The organism is Lacticaseibacillus suihuaensis (assembly GCF_054785075.1).
Map to the genome: position 1 here is coordinate 1 of NZ_BAAGBJ010000006.1, position 15,470 is coordinate 15,470.

General features: G+C 65.0%; 12 protein-coding genes and 1 pseudogene. All 13 read left to right on the forward strand.

Annotated elements, in window-relative coordinates; all coding sequences use genetic code 11:
- Positions 1-275: pseudogene (locus ACYVRZ_RS06560) on the forward strand (carbohydrate ABC transporter permease); the annotation flags it as partial.
- A gap of 355 nt (positions 276-630) precedes the next feature.
- Positions 631-1,467 (forward strand): AraC family transcriptional regulator, encoded by an 837-nt coding sequence (locus ACYVRZ_RS06565; RefSeq protein ID WP_461225821.1) that lies wholly within the window; start codon positions 631-633, stop codon positions 1,465-1,467.
- A 168-nt stretch (positions 1,468-1,635) separates the two neighbouring features.
- On the forward strand, positions 1,636-4,593 hold the full coding sequence (locus ACYVRZ_RS06570) for a glycoside hydrolase family 2 TIM barrel-domain containing protein (protein ID WP_461225823.1): 2,958 nt from the start codon (positions 1,636-1,638) through the stop codon (positions 4,591-4,593).
- Positions 4,590-6,065: an alpha-L-fucosidase gene (locus ACYVRZ_RS06575; protein WP_461225825.1), complete on the forward strand. Its 1,476-nt coding sequence runs from the start codon at positions 4,590-4,592 to the stop codon at positions 6,063-6,065. The genes ACYVRZ_RS06570 and ACYVRZ_RS06575 overlap by 4 nt, the downstream gene beginning before the upstream one ends.
- Positions 6,062-7,540 carry an arylsulfatase gene (locus ACYVRZ_RS06580; protein ID WP_461225827.1) on the forward strand — a complete coding sequence of 493 codons (1,479 nt, stop codon included), beginning with the start codon at positions 6,062-6,064 and terminating at the stop codon, positions 7,538-7,540. Before ACYVRZ_RS06575 ends, ACYVRZ_RS06580 begins: the two co-directional genes overlap by 4 nt.
- Positions 7,533-9,161 (forward strand): DUF4091 domain-containing protein, encoded by a 1,629-nt coding sequence (locus ACYVRZ_RS06585; RefSeq protein ID WP_461225829.1) that lies wholly within the window; start codon positions 7,533-7,535, stop codon positions 9,159-9,161. Before ACYVRZ_RS06580 ends, ACYVRZ_RS06585 begins: the two co-directional genes overlap by 8 nt.
- A 250-nt stretch (positions 9,162-9,411) precedes the next feature.
- The gene (locus ACYVRZ_RS06590) at positions 9,412-10,167 is read left to right on the forward strand and encodes a nucleoside phosphorylase (protein ID WP_461225831.1); all 756 of its coding nucleotides are present in this window, start codon (positions 9,412-9,414) and stop codon (positions 10,165-10,167) included.
- 264 nt (positions 10,168-10,431) lie between these two features.
- Positions 10,432-10,692 (forward strand): IreB family regulatory phosphoprotein, encoded by a 261-nt coding sequence (locus ACYVRZ_RS06595; protein ID WP_225048878.1) that lies wholly within the window; start codon positions 10,432-10,434, stop codon positions 10,690-10,692.
- A complete protein-coding gene (ruvX, locus tag ACYVRZ_RS06600; RefSeq protein WP_461225834.1) occupies positions 10,693-11,118 on the forward strand; it encodes a Holliday junction resolvase RuvX in 426 nt (141 codons plus the stop codon).
- An 11-nt stretch (positions 11,119-11,129) separates the two neighbouring features.
- On the forward strand, positions 11,130-11,459 hold the full coding sequence (locus ACYVRZ_RS06605) for a DUF1292 domain-containing protein (RefSeq protein ID WP_461225836.1): 330 nt from the start codon (positions 11,130-11,132) through the stop codon (positions 11,457-11,459).
- Between the two features lie 168 nt (positions 11,460-11,627).
- Positions 11,628-12,278 carry a metal-dependent transcriptional regulator gene (locus ACYVRZ_RS06610; RefSeq protein ID WP_461225838.1) on the forward strand — a complete coding sequence of 217 codons (651 nt, stop codon included), beginning with the start codon at positions 11,628-11,630 and terminating at the stop codon, positions 12,276-12,278.
- Positions 12,279-12,287: 9 nt separating this feature from the next.
- Positions 12,288-13,763: a glucose-6-phosphate dehydrogenase gene (gene zwf / locus ACYVRZ_RS06615; RefSeq protein WP_461225840.1), complete on the forward strand. Its 1,476-nt coding sequence runs from the start codon at positions 12,288-12,290 to the stop codon at positions 13,761-13,763.
- A 579-nt stretch (positions 13,764-14,342) separates the two neighbouring features.
- Entirely contained in the window at positions 14,343-15,440 is a 1,098-nt protein-coding gene (gene dinB, locus ACYVRZ_RS06620; protein ID WP_461225842.1) for a DNA polymerase IV, read from the forward strand.
- The last annotated feature ends 30 nt before the right edge of the window (positions 15,441-15,470 follow it).

Here is a 15,470-nt window from a genome sequence, read left to right on the forward strand (position 1 = left end):
GCTACTGGAACGACTGGTTCAACGCGATGCTGTACACCGACAGCCCGAACGTGACACCGCTGCAGTACCTGCTGGTTAAGATTCAAAACAACATTCAGATGCTGACCCAGCAGGCCGCACAAGGCGGTTCCACCTTGGCCGCCGGCTCGGAAATTCCGTCTGAAGGCATGCGCTTCGCCGTCGTTGTTGTCGCCACCTTGCCAATCGCCTTGACGTACCCATTCTTCCAGAAGTACTTCGTCAAGGGCATGACCGTCGGCGGCGTCAAGGGCTAAGCCCCAAAGACCATGCGCCATGCGGCTTGCTTACCCGCACGGTTGTCGCACAGGCGGCCCTCACCGCCTGGCCGGCGCAATCAGTCAATCCGCACGGCTGTCAAGGCCTGGCTCGCCCCCCTCGCGAGCGACCTGCAGCTTGTGCCAAGACATCAGGACCACCGAGGAATCGGTGGTCTTTTTGTGTGGCGCAAAGCCGGATCCATGCCTGGGCGGCGGCCCGGTGCGTCAACCCTGCGGTGGCCGTGCAGCGGCGTGACCCAACAACGCGGCATGGCCGGGCAGGTGTCCGCGGTCGGCGACCGCTGTGGCAATTCCGCGGCGATAGCGGTTTAATTAAGGGGGAGGTGGTGGCTTGGAATACTTCTGGTACCGGGCTTCGGCGACGCACGCCGAGCTCAACTTGACGGAGTGCGGGTATCAGCCCTGCACGGTTCTTGATCACTACCGCTACCAGGCGGGGCAGGCCTACGTGTTTCATTACGTGCTGAGCGGCAGCGGGGCCGTCACCATCGATGGGCGGCGGCGAGCCTACCACGCCGGGGAGTGGTTCTTCTTCAAGCGGGGGCAGCTGGTCGATTACGGACCGGACGCGGCGACGCCTTGGACCTACGCCTGGGTGGCGGCCTCCGGGAGCCTGGTGGATGAGCATTTGGCCACGCTGACGCAGGCGGCGCTGGCCGCCTTGCCCGAAGCGAAGGCCGAACAGTGCGGCCGGGTCCTGACGACGGTGGCGGCGGCGTGTCGGCCGGACAACGGCCGGGAGCTGGCGCGGCTGGCGGCGCTTGCGAGTTTTTTGGATGTGCTGAGTGCGGCGGTGGCGCTGCCGCCTCAGTCGCCGGTACCGGCGCCTCAGCAACAGCGCATCGACGACACCCTGGCCTTTTTGCACACGCATTACCAAGAGCCCCTCACTGTGGCGGGGCTGGCCCAGCGGGTCAACGTCAGCCGCGGCTACCTGACCAAGCAGTTCAAGGCCGCCTTGCACGTGTCGCCGCAGCAGTACCTGCAGCGGCTGCGACTGGCCCGGGCCATCCAGCTGCTGGAGACGACCGCGATGCCGGTTCAGGCGGTGGCCGCGGCGTGTGGCTACCCGGATCCGCTGTATTTTTCCACCCAGTTCAAGCGCGTCTACCGGCAATCGCCGCGAGCCTACCGCCGCGGCCACAGCGAAGGCGGGGGAGCCGGTTAATCGCACATCTTACCAGGCCGCGGCCTGGTTTTTTGGTGGCGTCGCGATCCTAGGTTGCGGCCGGTCGCTTGAGGTGACATTTTTCCATGTTTGAGTGTCTGTTTTGCGATATGCTTCCGTGCGTAAGCGCTATACAATAGGCGAGAATACGTGAAAGGTGGCACAATCATGACAAAACGCGACTTACTCGAAGATCCCCAGGCGCTGAGCGAAAACACCGAACCGGCCCGGCCGTACGTCATTCCTTACCCGACGGCGGCGGCCGCCCGAGCGGCCAAGCACCGCGAGGACTCCCCCCAGTTCACCAGCCTGGACGGCGACTGGGACTTCGCCTACCTGCCGGACATCTCGGCGCTGAGCGAAGACTTTTGGCGCAATGGGCAGCTGGCGACCACGGCGGTGCTACCGGTGCCTGCGACCTGGCAAAACCACGGCTACGATCACCACCAGTACACCAACGTCTCCTACCCGATACCCTACCAGCCGCCGTTCGTGCCCGACGCCAACCCGGCCGGCTACTACCGGCGCGACTTCACGGTGGCGGCCGGCGATGCCAGCTGGTACCTGAACTGCGAGGGCAAGGACTCGGCGATGTACGTCTGGGTCAACGGCCAGTACGTCGGCTACGACTCCGTGCCTCACGCCAACAGCGAGTTCGATGTGACGGCCTTCGTTCACCCGGGGACCAACACGCTGGCCGTGCTGGTGGTCAAGTGGTCGGTGGGGACCTACTTCGAGGACCAAGACAAGTTTCGCACCAGCGGCCTGATTCGCAGCGTCTACCTGCTGGCGCGACCGCAAGACCACGCCACGACGCTGAACTGGCACACCGAAGTCAACGTCGCCCAAGGCATCGGGACTTTAGTGGTCGACGCTTACGCGGGTCCGGCGGCGCAATACGCGTTGTACGATGCGGCCGGCATGCAGGTGGCGGCCGGTACCTGGGCGGTCGGCATCGCGATTGAGGTGAGCGACTGCGCCTTTTGGAACGCGGAGCATCCGGCCCTGTACCGGCTGGTGGTGGTTGCCGGCGGCGAGGCGCTGCCTTTGGACGTCGGGTTCCGGCAGTGGACGCTTGAGGCCGGGGTGCTTCGGCTCAACGGCCAGGCGGTGAAGCTCTACGGCACCAACTACCACGACTCCGACCCGCGGGTGGGAGCGGCGGTGACGCAAGCGATGCGGCACCGCGACTTGGTGTTGATGAAAAAGCACCACTTCAACGCGATTCGGACGTCGCATTACCCGAAGTCGCCGGAATTTTACGCGCTGTGCGACCGCATGGGTTTTTACGTCGTCTCCGAGGCGGATGTCGAGTGCCACGGCACAGGCGACCTTTACGGTGCGGCGTCTGACATCAACCAGCTGGCGCAAGATCCGACTTACGCCAAGCTGATTTTGGACCGCGAGCAGCGCATGGTGGCGGCCAACCGGCTGTTCACCTGCATCTTCTGCTGGTCGATGGGCAACGAGTCGGGCTCCGGCGAGAACTTCGCTCAGGCGATGCGCTGGGTTCGCCAGGCCGATGGCACCCGGCTGATTCACTACGAGGGGCTGTCGGCGGCCGAGGCGGCGACGCCGGAGCAGACGATGGGGCTGGTCGACGTGTACAGCCGCATGTACGAAAGCCCGGCCGGCTGCCAGACCTTCTGCGACCGTTACCCAAAGCTGCCGTTGATGTTGTGTGAGTACGCGCATGCGATGGGCAACGGCCCCGGCGGCGTGGCGGTGTACGACGAGCTGATGCAGCGCTTCGACAACTTCATCGGCGCCTTCGTCTGGGAGTGGTGCGACCACGCGATGCTGATGGCAGACGGCAAGCGGCTTGGCTACGGCGGCGACTTCGGCGAGTTCCCGGACGCCGGCAACTTCTGCATGGACGGGCTGGTTTACCCGGACCGGCGGCCACACACCGGGCTTTTGGAGTACCAGGCGGTTCACCTGCCGATTGGCCTGACCACGGTGCAAAACGGTCAGCTGGTGTTGCACAACCGGCTGGACTTCACCGACGGCGGGGCCTATGTCGGCTACTGGCGAGCCAGCGTGGCCGGGGTCCCAGGGCCGTGGCAGGCGCTTGACCTGACCGGCCTGGCGCCTCACGCCACCAAGGCATTCGCGGTGACGCTGCCTGCAGTCGCCGGGCTTTTGAGCGTCGAGTGGACGCTGGGCGAACCCGGCGCGGCGGCGCCTTTGGCAGACGTCGGCATTCAGCAGCGGGTGCTGCAGGATCCGCCTTGCCAGCTGCCGGCCTTGGTCCCAAGCACCGCCGCATTGACGGTGGCCCAGACGGCCAAGGCGGTGACGGTCAAAGGCCTCGGCTTCACCTATGTGCTCGACGCCTTCACCGGCACCTGGACCACGCTTGAGCAAGGGGGCCACCAGTGGCTGCAGGCGCCGATGGCCTGGCAGCTGTGGCGAGCCCCGATCGACAACGACCGCGACTTGGCCGACTCCTGGCGAGCGGCCGGGTACGACCGCGTGTTACCACACCGCGACAGCTGCACGGTGTCCCAGCGAGACGGCGCGGTGGTGATCACCACCAAGCTGAGCCTGACCGCCGTCAAGGTGCAGCCGCTTGCCGCCTTGACGGTGACCTGGACGGTGACCGCCAGCGGTCAGCTGCGCGGCACCGTTCAGGTGACGCGCGGCCAAGCACTGCCGGAGTGGCCGCGCTTTGGGCTGCAGCTGATGCTCGATTCGGCGGTTGAGGCCGAGTACCTGGGGATGGGCCCGATGGAAAGCTACCGCGACAAGCACGAGGCGGCCCGACTCAACTGGTTCACCACGACGGCCGCGGCGAACTTCGAACCTTACGTCAAGCCGCAGGAGAACGGCAGCCACTACGCCACCCGCGAACTGGCGGTGACTTCCGCCAACCACCGGCTGCACGTCGGCTTCGGGGCCCCGGCCAGCTTCTCCTTGCTGCCTTACACGGCCGCCCAGCTGACGGCCGCCCAACACGACTGGGAACTGCCGGTTGCAACCGCCGCGGTGCTGAGCCTGGATTACGCGCAAAACGGCATCGGCTCGGCCAGCTGCGGTCCGCGGCTGCCGGAAGGCGAGCGGTTCACGGCAGAAACGTTCTCCTGGCAGCTGGCGTTTGACTTCACCACGGTGGTGGCGCCATGACGCCGGCGCAACTGGCCGCCGTTCGGCCGAGTCCTCGCCAGCTAGACTGGCAGCGGCTCGAGTTTTACGGTTTCGTGCATTTTGGGATGAACACCATGACCGACCGGGAGTGGGGCGACGGGACCGAGGACCCGGCGTGGTTCAACCCGGCGCAACTGGATTGCGACGCCTGGGCGGCCGCGCTGAAGGCGGCGGGGATGCGCGGCGCGATTCTGACCTGCAAGCACCACGACGGCTTTTGCCTGTGGCCCAGCGCCTTGACCACTCACACAGTGGCCAGCTCGCCTTGGCAAGGCGGCCACGGCGACGTGGTCAAGGACTTCGCCGCGGCTTGCCAGCGGCACGGCCTGAAGTTCGGTGTCTACCTGTCGCCTTGGGACCGCCACGAGCCAAGCTACGGCTCGGGGGCCGCCTACGATGACTTTTACGTCGGGCAGCTCACCGAGCTGTTGACCCACTACGGGCCGGTGTTTGAGGTCTGGTTCGACGGGGCCAACGGTGAGGGGCCCAACGGTCGGCGCCAAAGCTATGATTGGGCGCGGTACTATTCGGTGATTCGGCGGCTGCAACCGGCGGCGACCATCGCGGTGTGTGGTCCGGATGTGCGGTGGATCGGCAACGAGGCCGGCGTCGCGCGTGAGGCGGAGTGGAGCGTGGTGCCGGCGGAACTACAAGACGCGGAGAAAACGGCCGCGGCCTCGCAGCAAGCCGACACGCCGGGGTTCTCCCGCCGCTTCAACTCCAGCCTGCCGGATCTTGGCAGCCGCGCCGCTTTGGCCGACTACGATGGTCCCTTGGCCTGGTACCCGGCGGAGGTCGACACCTCCATTCGCCCGGGTTGGTTCCACCATGCGGCCGAAAATACCCAGGTGCGAACGCCGGCCGAGCTGTTTGACCTCTACGCGGCGGCGGTTGGCGGCAACGCGAGCTTCCTGCTCAACGTGCCACCGCAAGCGGATGGCCGGCTGTGCCCGGTGGATGTGGCCAACCTGGCGGCGCTGGGGCGGCGATTGACGGCGATGCAGCGCAGCGACGTCGCTGGCCGGGCCGCGGTGACGGCCTCAAGTTCTGCGGGACCGACTGACGGCGCCGCCCCGGTTATTGCGTCTGTGAACGCGCCGGAACCGGCCGCTGCCGCAAGCACCGCATTGGCGGCCGGCGCCGCGGCCTGGCAGGCGGCAGGCGGCGACGCACAGCCGACGGTGACTTTGACCTGGCCGCGGCCGGTGACGTTTGACACCGTCGCCTTGCAGGAGGACCTGACGCTGGGCCAGCGCATCGAGGGCTTCACCATTGCGGTGCAGACGCCAGCCGGCTGGCAGCGGTGGGGGTCCGGCCAGACCATCGGTGCCAAGCGGCTGGTGCTGGGGCAGCCTTGCACCACCCGGGCGGTGCGGGTCACTTTCACCCAGTTTCGCGCGGCACCGACGCTGTCTTACATCGGAACGATGACTAGAGGAGCAGACGAATGAAACCAAATATTGTGTTGATCGAAGTCGACCAGATGCGGGCGGATTGCCTGGGCATCAACGACCCGACCGGCTTTGTCTCGACGCCGGTTTTGGACGACATGGCCCGAGCGGGGTACAACTTCGGCCAGATGTACTCGGTCACGCCCAGCTGCGTTCCGGCCCGGGCGGGGCTGTTGACCGGGCTGAACCCGGCCCACACCGGTCGGGTGGGGTACGAGGACTTGATGCCTTGGAACTTCGCCCAGACGCTGCCGCAAAGCTTCAAGGACCGCGGCTACCAGACCGAGGCGATCGGCAAGATGCACGTCTACCCGCCGCGCAAGCGCCTGGGCTACGACCACGTGGTGCTGCACGACGGCTACCTGCACGTCGAGCGCAAGCACCAGCAGCCTTACGTGGGGAATTTTGAAAACAGCGACGACTACCTGGCCGACCTGCACCGTCAAGGCGGTGACCGCGACTACATGGACGACGGGCTCAACTGCAACGCCTGGGACGCGCGGCCGTGGCCGTACCCCGAGGATCAGCACCCGACCAACTGGATCGTCAAGCAGGGCATCGACTTTTTGAAGCGGCGCGATCCGACCTGCCCGTTTTTCCTCAAGCTGTCCTTCGACAAGCCCCACGCGCCGCTGGACCCGCCGCCGTACTACTTCGACATGTACATGCAGCGCCTCAAGGACCACGCGCTTGACCTGCACATGGGCGACTGGGAGCGGGTGCCGGACCAGCCGCCGGCCCTGGAGGCCATGCAGGGCAAACTGCGCGACGACGACGAGCGGCGCATGGTGGCCGGCTACCTCGGGCTGATCTCGCACCTGGACCACCAGATCGGACGCTTCTTGACCGCCTTGGTGGAAACCGGCGAGTTCGACCACACGCTGATCTGGTTCGTCTCCGATCACGGCGACCTGTTGGGTGAGCACGGGTTCTTCCGCAAAATGATGCCGTACCAAGGCAGCGTTCACGTGCCGAGCTTCCTGTACGATCCCGGTCACCTGCTGGCGGGAACGCCGCACCAGATCGACGCGCAGGTGGTTTTGCAGGACCTGTTCGCCTCCCTGGTTGACTTGACCGGCGGTGAGCCGGTGGCGACGGACGGGCAAAGTGTGCGGCCGCTGATCGAAGGAAAGGCGCCGAAAGCGGCCGGCTCGCGCCTGGTCTTTGGCGAACACGCCTACTGGGAGTGGTCGGCGCAATTCGTGCTGCAGGCCGGCATCAAGCTGATCTGGTTTCCGTGCCAGGACCGCTACCAGCTGTTCGACCTCACCAAAGACCCCGACGAGCAACACGACGCGATTGGCGATCCGGCCTACGCCGCGACGGTTGCGGCGCTGAAGGCGGCCTTGGCCAAGCACCTGGTCAACCGCGAGGAGGGCTTCGTGCAAAACGGTCAGCTGACCCGCCGCACCTCTGAGCAGTGCCAGCCGACGCTGGCCTTCGTACGGCGCCAAAAGGAGGCGGAACATGACTGATCGCATTGCCGCTCGCCTGGTCTCTTGCATGACCAAGGTGTTCCCAGACCAGGCGCCGGCGCCGCTGACCGCTGGCCTGACGGTGCTGCAAGGGGAGGTCGCAGCGGTGCAGGTGGCGGTGTCGGCCACGGCGCTTGACGGCACCTTCGCGACGGTTGCGCTTGAGGCGACGCCGGCCGCGGAGGTGCTGCAAGTCGGCCTGGTGCCGGCCACGCTGGCCAAACGCCCCGACGCGCAAGGCGACCCGGGCTACCTGAGAACCGCCCCGGGGCTGTTCCCCGATCCGCTGGTGCCGGGCGACCTCCGCGCGTATCTCGGCCAGTGGCGAGCCGCCTGGCTGCGGCTGGACACGGCGGGATTGGCGCCGGGCCAACACCAGTGGCGCATCGGAGTCCGGGTCGGGGATGAGAAGACGCCCCAGCAGGTGCTGACCGTGAACCTGACCGTCGCAGCGGCCGCGGCGACCCCGCCGGCGCTGTGGCATTCCGAGTGGTTCCACGTCGACGGGCTGGCCAACTACTACCACCTGACGCCTTACGAGCCGGCGCTGTGGGTGCGGATTGCCGAGTTCGTCGGTTTTGCGGTCAGCCGCTGTGGCATCAACACGCTTTTGACTCCGCTGTTCACGCCGCCCTTGGACACCGCGGTCGGAACCCGGCGCCTGAACGTGCAGCTGGTCACGGTGAGCGAGCCTGAACCCGGGCGCTTCACCTTCGATTGGGCCAACCTGCGCCGCTGGTGTCAGCTGTGCCGGCGCCTCGGCGTGGTCAACCTGGAGCTGCCGCCGCTGTTCACCCAATGGGGGGCCGAACACGCCCCGAACATCCAGGTTGCCGGGGCCTGGCGCTTCGGCTGGGCCACTGCCGCCACCGATCCGGATTACGTCGCCTTTCTCCACCAGCTGCTGCCGGCGGCCAGAGTGGTGATGGCCGAGTATGGCTACGACAACGACCACCTGTTTTACCACGTGTCCGACGAACCCGGGCCGGCGCAGATGGCACAGTTCGCCGCGGCTCGCGCCAGCGTGGCCGACTTGTTCGCTGGCTGCCGGGTGATGGACGCGGTGTCGTCGCTTGCGCTGCACGAGAGCGGCCTGGTGCCGCTGCCGGTGGTCGCCGACGACGCGCTTGAGCCGTTCCTGGCCGCCGGGGTCTCGCCGTTGTGGGCCTACTACTGTTGCAGCCAAGGCGACCGGGTCCCCAACCGCTTCTTCGCGCTGCCGAGCTTTCGCAACCGGGTGATGGGGACACTCTTGTTCGTCTTCGACATCCCGGGGTTCCTGCACTGGGGCTACAACTTCTACAGCGCCGCCTTGAGTACCCATCCGGTCGACCCCTACGCCGTCACCGACGCCGCCGGCTTCTTCCCGGGCGGCGATCCGTTCCTGGTTTACCCGGGGCAAAATGGACCGGAGACCAGCATTCGCAACGAGGTGCAGATGATGGGGCTGGCCGACCTCGCCGCCTTGCAGCAGCTGGCTAGCCGCATCGGTCGCCCGGCGGTGCTTGCGATGATTGAACAGGCGGCCGGCCAGCCGCTCAGCTTCACGGCTTACCCGCAAAACGCCGCGTGGCTGGACCAACTCCACGCCGCGGTGGCCAGGCGGCTGGCCCAAGGCTGAGCGACATTGGAACAAGCACGTGAGGGTCGGCCGCGGGTCGGCCCTTTTCACGTGGCTGACTTATCCACCTGTGGGTAAGTCTGACCGGCGCGTGGTTTTGCACCGGGAAAACGGGGGATATGTGGCTAACACTGGGGATAACCCGCGGGTTAGCCACAGCTGGGGCAGAATTAGGCGAGAAAACGGTGGACAATGGCCGTCAAAGTGATAGGCTTAACCACAATTCAGAGTGCGAAAGGTGGTTATCCACATGCTAATTCCCATCACCGATTACGACGCCGACCCAACGGCGGTGATCGCCCCCAACCGCGGCGAGGGCTTCGTGCTGCCGGCCAAGATGCTGGCGGCCTTCGTCAGCGACGACAACTTCGCGGCCTTCTTGGCCACGCGGCCGCACCGGCAGGTTGGCGAATACCTGACCATCGCCAAGCACTACCGCGTGTATGCGCTGGCGGTGGGCGACCAGACCATCGGCCTGTGCCAGATGCCGCTGGGGGCCCCAGCCGCCGTTCAGCTGCTGGACTTCCTGCTGGGCTACGGGGCCCAGGTGGTGGTGGCCATCGGCTCCTGCGGCGTTTTGGTCGATGCCCCGGAGAATCAGTTGATGGTGGTGACCCAGGCCCTGCGCGACGAAGGGACGTCTTACCACTACCTGCCGCCGGCGGCCAGCATCGCGCTGGATCCGGCGCTGGCCGCTCACCTGCTGCGGGTCTTGGGGCCGCGCGGCAAGGCGGTGGGGACTTGGACCAACGACGCGTATTACCGCGAGACGCCGGGTAAAATCGCCAAGGCCAAGGCGCAGGGCTTTGAGGTGGTCGAAATGGAATGCGCCGCCATGGCCGCCTGTGCGGCCTTTCGCGGGGCCAGGTTCGGCCAGATCCTGTTCACCGCCGACAGTCTGGCCGCCATTGACGCCTACGATGATCGCGGCTTCGGGGTCGCCTCGCAGCTGCCGGCGCTGGCCGTCGGGGTTGAGGCGCTGCGGCAGTGGCCGGCCGACGCGTAGGCAGCACCGGCGCGGCGGGACTCGGTTCGCTAAATGTGTCTGGCTGTGCCCTGGGTCGTCGGGCTCCAGGCCGCTTCGCGGGAGCGGCTAGCTACGCCGCGTCACTCGAGGCCAAACCCGGGCCTCAAGCGCCAGCCCTACGCTAGCCGTCCCACTCAACCCGCGGCCTTCCGCCCTGGGTTGACTCTTGCCCCTCTGCCGTTGTACTTTGGACCGTTTTCAAGTAAAATAGAGGGTGAACTGGACAGAATAGAGGTGTTAGGAATGAGCACATTAGATCAAACCGTCCACTTTGATTTTCCGGACAACAACCCGAAAAACGTCCGTGAGACGTTAGAAACCGTCTACCAATCCCTTGAGGAAAAGGGCTACAACCCAATCAACCAAATCGTGGGTTACCTGATTTCAGGCGACCCGGCTTACATCCCGCGGTACAAGGACGCCCGCGCCCAAATCCGCAAGTACGAACGCGATGTCATCATCGAGGAGCTTGTTCGTAACGCGCTGGGCAAGGAGAAAGACTAGATGCGCTTAATGGGCTTGGATGTGGGCTCCCGCACCGTCGGCATCGCGCTGAGCGATCCCTTGGGCTGGACCGCACAGGGGCTTGAGATTATTCGAATCAACGAGGACAAGGACGACTACGGGCTGGACCGCGTCGCCGAAATCGTGGCGCAGTACGAGGTCACCGAGTTCGTCGTCGGCCTGCCCAAAAACATGAATAACACGCTGGGGCCCCGGGCCGAAAAGTCCCAGGCTTACGGCGAGATGCTCAAGGCTCGCTTTGGGTTGCCCGTTGATTTCACCGACGAGCGGCTGACCACCGTTGAGGCATCGCGGATGCTGATCGAAGAGGCCGACGCGTCGCGCAAACGCCAAAAGCAGGTCATCGACAAGCTCGCGGCGCAGATGATTTTGCAAAATTACCTGGACCGCAGAAGCCGGTCCTGACGGAGGCTATCATGGCAGAAGAGAACAACGAACACTTGCACCCAGGCGAAGACGAGCAGCTGATCACCCTGATCGACGATAAGGGCAACGAGGATCTGTACCAGGTCCTGTTCACCTTCGACTCCGACGATTACGGCAAGAGCTACGTGCTCTTGTACCCGCAAGGCGCAAGCGAGGACGAGGAGCTTGAGATTCAGGCCTTCTCCTTCACGCCCGACGAGAACGGCGACGCCAGCCAAGGCGACCTGTTCCCCATCGAAGACGACGACGAATGGGCGATGGTCGAAGAGGTGCTCAACACCTTCTTGGCCGACGAGGACGACGAAGACAACGCGGACTAATCGAAAAAGGCTTGCTCACCGGGCAAGCCTTTTTTGACCGCCAACGCGCCGTCAAGGCAGTGGTCGCCTGTGCCGTCGGGCGGCCGCTTTGGTGCGGTCTGATTAAGGGTGTAATTTTTGCTCAAGTCGGGCATAATAAAGACAGTGGACAAAGAGGTGAGGAGAACAATGACACCGAATAAAGAAGACTATTTGAAAATGATTTTTGAGTTGGGTGGCGACACGGCCTTGATCTCCAACAAGCAGATTGTGGCGGGGCTGACCGTCAGTGCGGCGTCGGTGAGCGAAATGATCACCAAGCTGGTCGAGCAGCACTACGTCACGCACACCCCTTACCAAGGCATTAAGCTCACCGCCAGCGGCCAGCAAAAGGCCGCGATGCTGGTGCGTAACCACCGGCTGTGGGAGGTTTTTCTGGTGTCGTCTCTCGGCTATCCCGTCGACGCGATTCACCAGGAGGCCGAAAAGCTCGAACACGCGACCACGCCGGACATGGCCGACCGGCTGGCCAAGATGCTGGGCAAGCCCCAGTACTGCCCCCACGGCGGCGTGATTCCCGATGAGGATGGGCATTACCTCGACCAAAGCCGCGTCGCCTTGGCCAGCCTGGCCGTCGGCGACCACGGCCACATCGAGCGGGTGGTCGACGAGGCCGCGGTAATCGATTACATTTTCGGCATGGGGCTGCACATTGAGGACCACTTTCAAGTGGTGGCCAAGGATGCGCGAACCATCACGCTGCACCAGCGTGAAACCGGCAAGGACCTGCCCGTTGAACTGGGCCGGGCCTCGCACATTTTCGTTGAAGTTCAGGAGTAGGAGTTAACAATGGCTGAAGAAACCGCTGCTGTCATCATTTTGTTCGGGGGGTCCGGCGACCTCGCGCAACGCAAGCTCTATCCGGCGATGTTCGGGCTGTACAAGCGCGGCATCCTGGCGCAACACTTCGCCGTGATCGGCACGGCCCGGCGGCCTTGGACCGATGCCCATTACCGCGACATCGTCGTTTCGGCCGTGGCCGGCGACAACGACCACGACCAGGCCGTCGCCTTCGCCGAGCATTTTTACTACCAGTCCCACGACGTCACCGACGCGGCGCATTACATCACGCTCAAGGAGCTGGCCGCCAAGCTCGACGCCAAGTACGACGCGGCCGGCAACCGGCTGTACTACATGGCGATGGCGCCGACGTTTTTCGCCACCATCGCCAGCCACCTGAAGTCCGAGGCGCTTTTGACTGATAGCGGCTTCAACCGCTTGGTGATTGAAAAACCGTTTGGCCACGATTACGCCAGCGCCAAGGCGCTGAACGACTCGATCACGGCGACCTTCGCCGAATCCCAGATTTTCCGCATCGACCACTACCTGGGCAAGGAAATGGCGCAGGCCATCATGGGGCTGCGCTTCGGCAACCCGATCGTCAAGGCGCTGTGGAACAAGGACTTCATCCAAGACATCCAGATTACGCTGGCCGAGGCCGTCGGGGTCGAGGAACGCGCCGGCTACTACGAAACCGCCGGCGCGTTGCGCGACATGGTCCAAAACCACGTGATGCAGCTGGTCGCCTACCTGACCATGGCCGAACCGGCGGCGCTTTCCGCCGCGGCGGTTCACGAGGTCAAGGCCGAAGCCTTCGCCAACCTGCACCGCTACACCACGCAGGAGGCCGCGGCCAACTTCGTGCGGGGGCAGTACACGACCGCCCAGATTGCCGGGGCGACGGTGCCGGGCTACCGCCAAGAAGACGGGGTGGCGCCGGCCTCCATGACCGACACCTTCGTTGCCGGGCGCATCACAACCGATGCCCCGGCCCTGGCCGGCGTTCCAATCTACGTGCGAACCGGCAAGCGCCTGACCCGCAAGTCGACGCAGGTCACCGTGACCTTCAAGCCTGGTACCCCGGGGCTGTTCGGGGCCCAACCCGCCGCTCACTTGACCATCTACATCGAGCCGACGCAGGGCATTACCCTGCAGCTCAACGGCAAGAAGCTCGGTCAGACCAACGACCTGACACCCGAGAACCTGGACTTCCGCCACGACAAAAAGGCCGCCCAGGCGGCGCCTGAGGCCTACGAGCGGCTGATCGAGGACGCCTTGGTTGGCGATCAGACCAACTTCAACCACTGGACGGAGTTGGCCGCGACCTGGCGCTACATCGATGTCATCTTGGCCGCATGGGCCAAAGACGACACGATGCCGACGTACCCGGCCGGCACGATGGGCCCCAAGGCTGCCTTTGAGCTGCTGCAACAGGACGGCCACGACTGGTTTTGGCAGCCGACCCGAATTCAGATGGCGGATTAGCCGCTTCATTGACGAGGTGCTGCGCATGGCGATGCGCGGGGCCTTGTTTTTATCTTGGCCGGTCGGCGCCACTCGCCAAACGGGTTCCCCGCGGCAACGCGGGAGCGGCTAGCTACGCCGCGTCACTCGGGACCAGGCCCGGGTCCCAAGCGTCACGACTAGGCTACCCGTCCCGCTAAATGCGCCGCGTTCCACCCTCTAAACGGGTTCCCCGCGGCAACGCGGGAGCGGCTAGCTACGCCGCGTCACTCGGGACCAGGCCCGGGTCCCAAGCGTCACGGCTAGGCTACCCGTCCCGCTAAATGCGCCGCGTTCCACCCTCTAAACGGGTTCCACCGAGCATCGCCGCCGCGGCCAGCTTGGACCAGCACTCGAAGCAAGGACCGCTTCAAGCACCGGTCCCACGCTGGCCGGACGGCTAACCGCTCGGTTCCACCCTCTGAAACGGGTTCCCCGCGGCAACGCGGGAGCGGCTAGCTACGCCGCGTCACTCGGGACCAGGCCCGGGTCCCAAGCGCCACGGCTAGGCTACCCGTCCCGCTAAATGCGCCACGTTCCACCCTCTGAAAGGAGTTTCCCATGCTCGAGCTACCGATGAAAAACGACACGTCGCGCAAGATTATTCACGTCGACATGGACGCCTTTTACGCGTCCATCGAGGAGCGTGACGATCCGCGGCTGCGCAGCCGGGCGTTGGTGATCGCCCACGACCCGCGAACCACCGGCGGCAAGGGGGTGGTGACCACCGCCAATTACGTGGCCCGGCAGTACGGGGTGCATTCGGCGATGCCGGCCAACCAGGCGCTTAGGTTGGTGCCGCGGCGGCTTTTGACCTTCAAGGCGCCGGACTTCACCAAGTACCGCGCGGTGTCGGCGCAGATTCACGACCTGTTCCACCAGGTCACCGACTTGATCGAGCCGGTAGCGCTGGACGAGGCGTACCTCGATGTGACCGGCAACACCCAGTTTCGCACGACCATCGCGCTGGGGCTGTGGCTGCAAGATCAGATTCGCCAGGCGACGGGGCTGACCAGCTCGATTGGGTTGTCGTACAACAAGTTTTTGGCCAAGGAGGCCTCGGAGTACAACAAGCCGCAGGGCCGCACGATCATTTTGCCCGAGCAGGCCCAGGCGTTCCTGGACCGGCTGCCGATTGCGGCCTTCCGCGGGGTGGGGGCGAAAACGGCGCCGCAGCTGGAGGCGCTGGGCATCACCGACGGCTACACGCTGCGCCAGTTCAGCCAGGAGGCGCTGATCACCCGCTTTGGCAAAATGGGCCTGGGACTGTACCAGCATGCCCGGGGCGTGGACAACCGCCCGGTGCTGGTGCGAACGGCCAAGTCAATCGGCAAGGAGCGAACGTACCAAAGCGTGCTGGCCGCCGAACCCGCGGTCAAGCGCGAGCTCGAGCGGCTCGCGGCACTGGTGGCCGAATCGTTGACCAAGAAGCAAAAGCACGGCAAGACGGTGGTGCTGAAGGTGCGTGACGCCGACTTTGTCACCCAAACCAAGCGGCTGACCCAAGACACGTACTTCGAAGGGGCGACCGCGATCGGCGCCGCGGCGTGGCAGCTGTGGCAGGGCCTAGACCACCGGCCGGAGCAGGTGCGGCTTTTGGGCATCACCTTGACGGCGCTTGATCCGCAGCAGTATGAGAACATTGACTTACAACTGTAGCAATACAGACAACGAAATCGCCGCAGTCTG

Coding starts and splice junctions, on each gene's coding strand:
- ACYVRZ_RS06570 (WP_461225823.1), top strand. CDS start 1,636: ATGACAAAACGCGACTTACTCGAAGATCCCCAGGCGCTGAGCGAAAAC.
- ACYVRZ_RS06575 (WP_461225825.1), top strand. CDS start 4,590: ATGACGCCGGCGCAACTGGCCGCCGTTCGGCCGAGTCCTCGCCAGCTA.
- ACYVRZ_RS06580 (WP_461225827.1), top strand. CDS start 6,062: ATGAAACCAAATATTGTGTTGATCGAAGTCGACCAGATGCGGGCGGAT.
- ACYVRZ_RS06585 (WP_461225829.1), top strand. CDS start 7,533: ATGACTGATCGCATTGCCGCTCGCCTGGTCTCTTGCATGACCAAGGTG.
- ACYVRZ_RS06590 (WP_461225831.1), top strand. CDS start 9,412: ATGCTAATTCCCATCACCGATTACGACGCCGACCCAACGGCGGTGATC.
- ACYVRZ_RS06595 (WP_225048878.1), top strand. CDS start 10,432: ATGAGCACATTAGATCAAACCGTCCACTTTGATTTTCCGGACAACAAC.
- ruvX (WP_461225834.1), top strand. CDS start 10,693: ATGCGCTTAATGGGCTTGGATGTGGGCTCCCGCACCGTCGGCATCGCG.
- ACYVRZ_RS06605 (WP_461225836.1), top strand. CDS start 11,130: ATGGCAGAAGAGAACAACGAACACTTGCACCCAGGCGAAGACGAGCAG.
- ACYVRZ_RS06610 (WP_461225838.1), top strand. CDS start 11,628: ATGACACCGAATAAAGAAGACTATTTGAAAATGATTTTTGAGTTGGGT.
- zwf (WP_461225840.1), top strand. CDS start 12,288: ATGGCTGAAGAAACCGCTGCTGTCATCATTTTGTTCGGGGGGTCCGGC.
- dinB (WP_461225842.1), top strand. CDS start 14,343: ATGCTCGAGCTACCGATGAAAAACGACACGTCGCGCAAGATTATTCAC.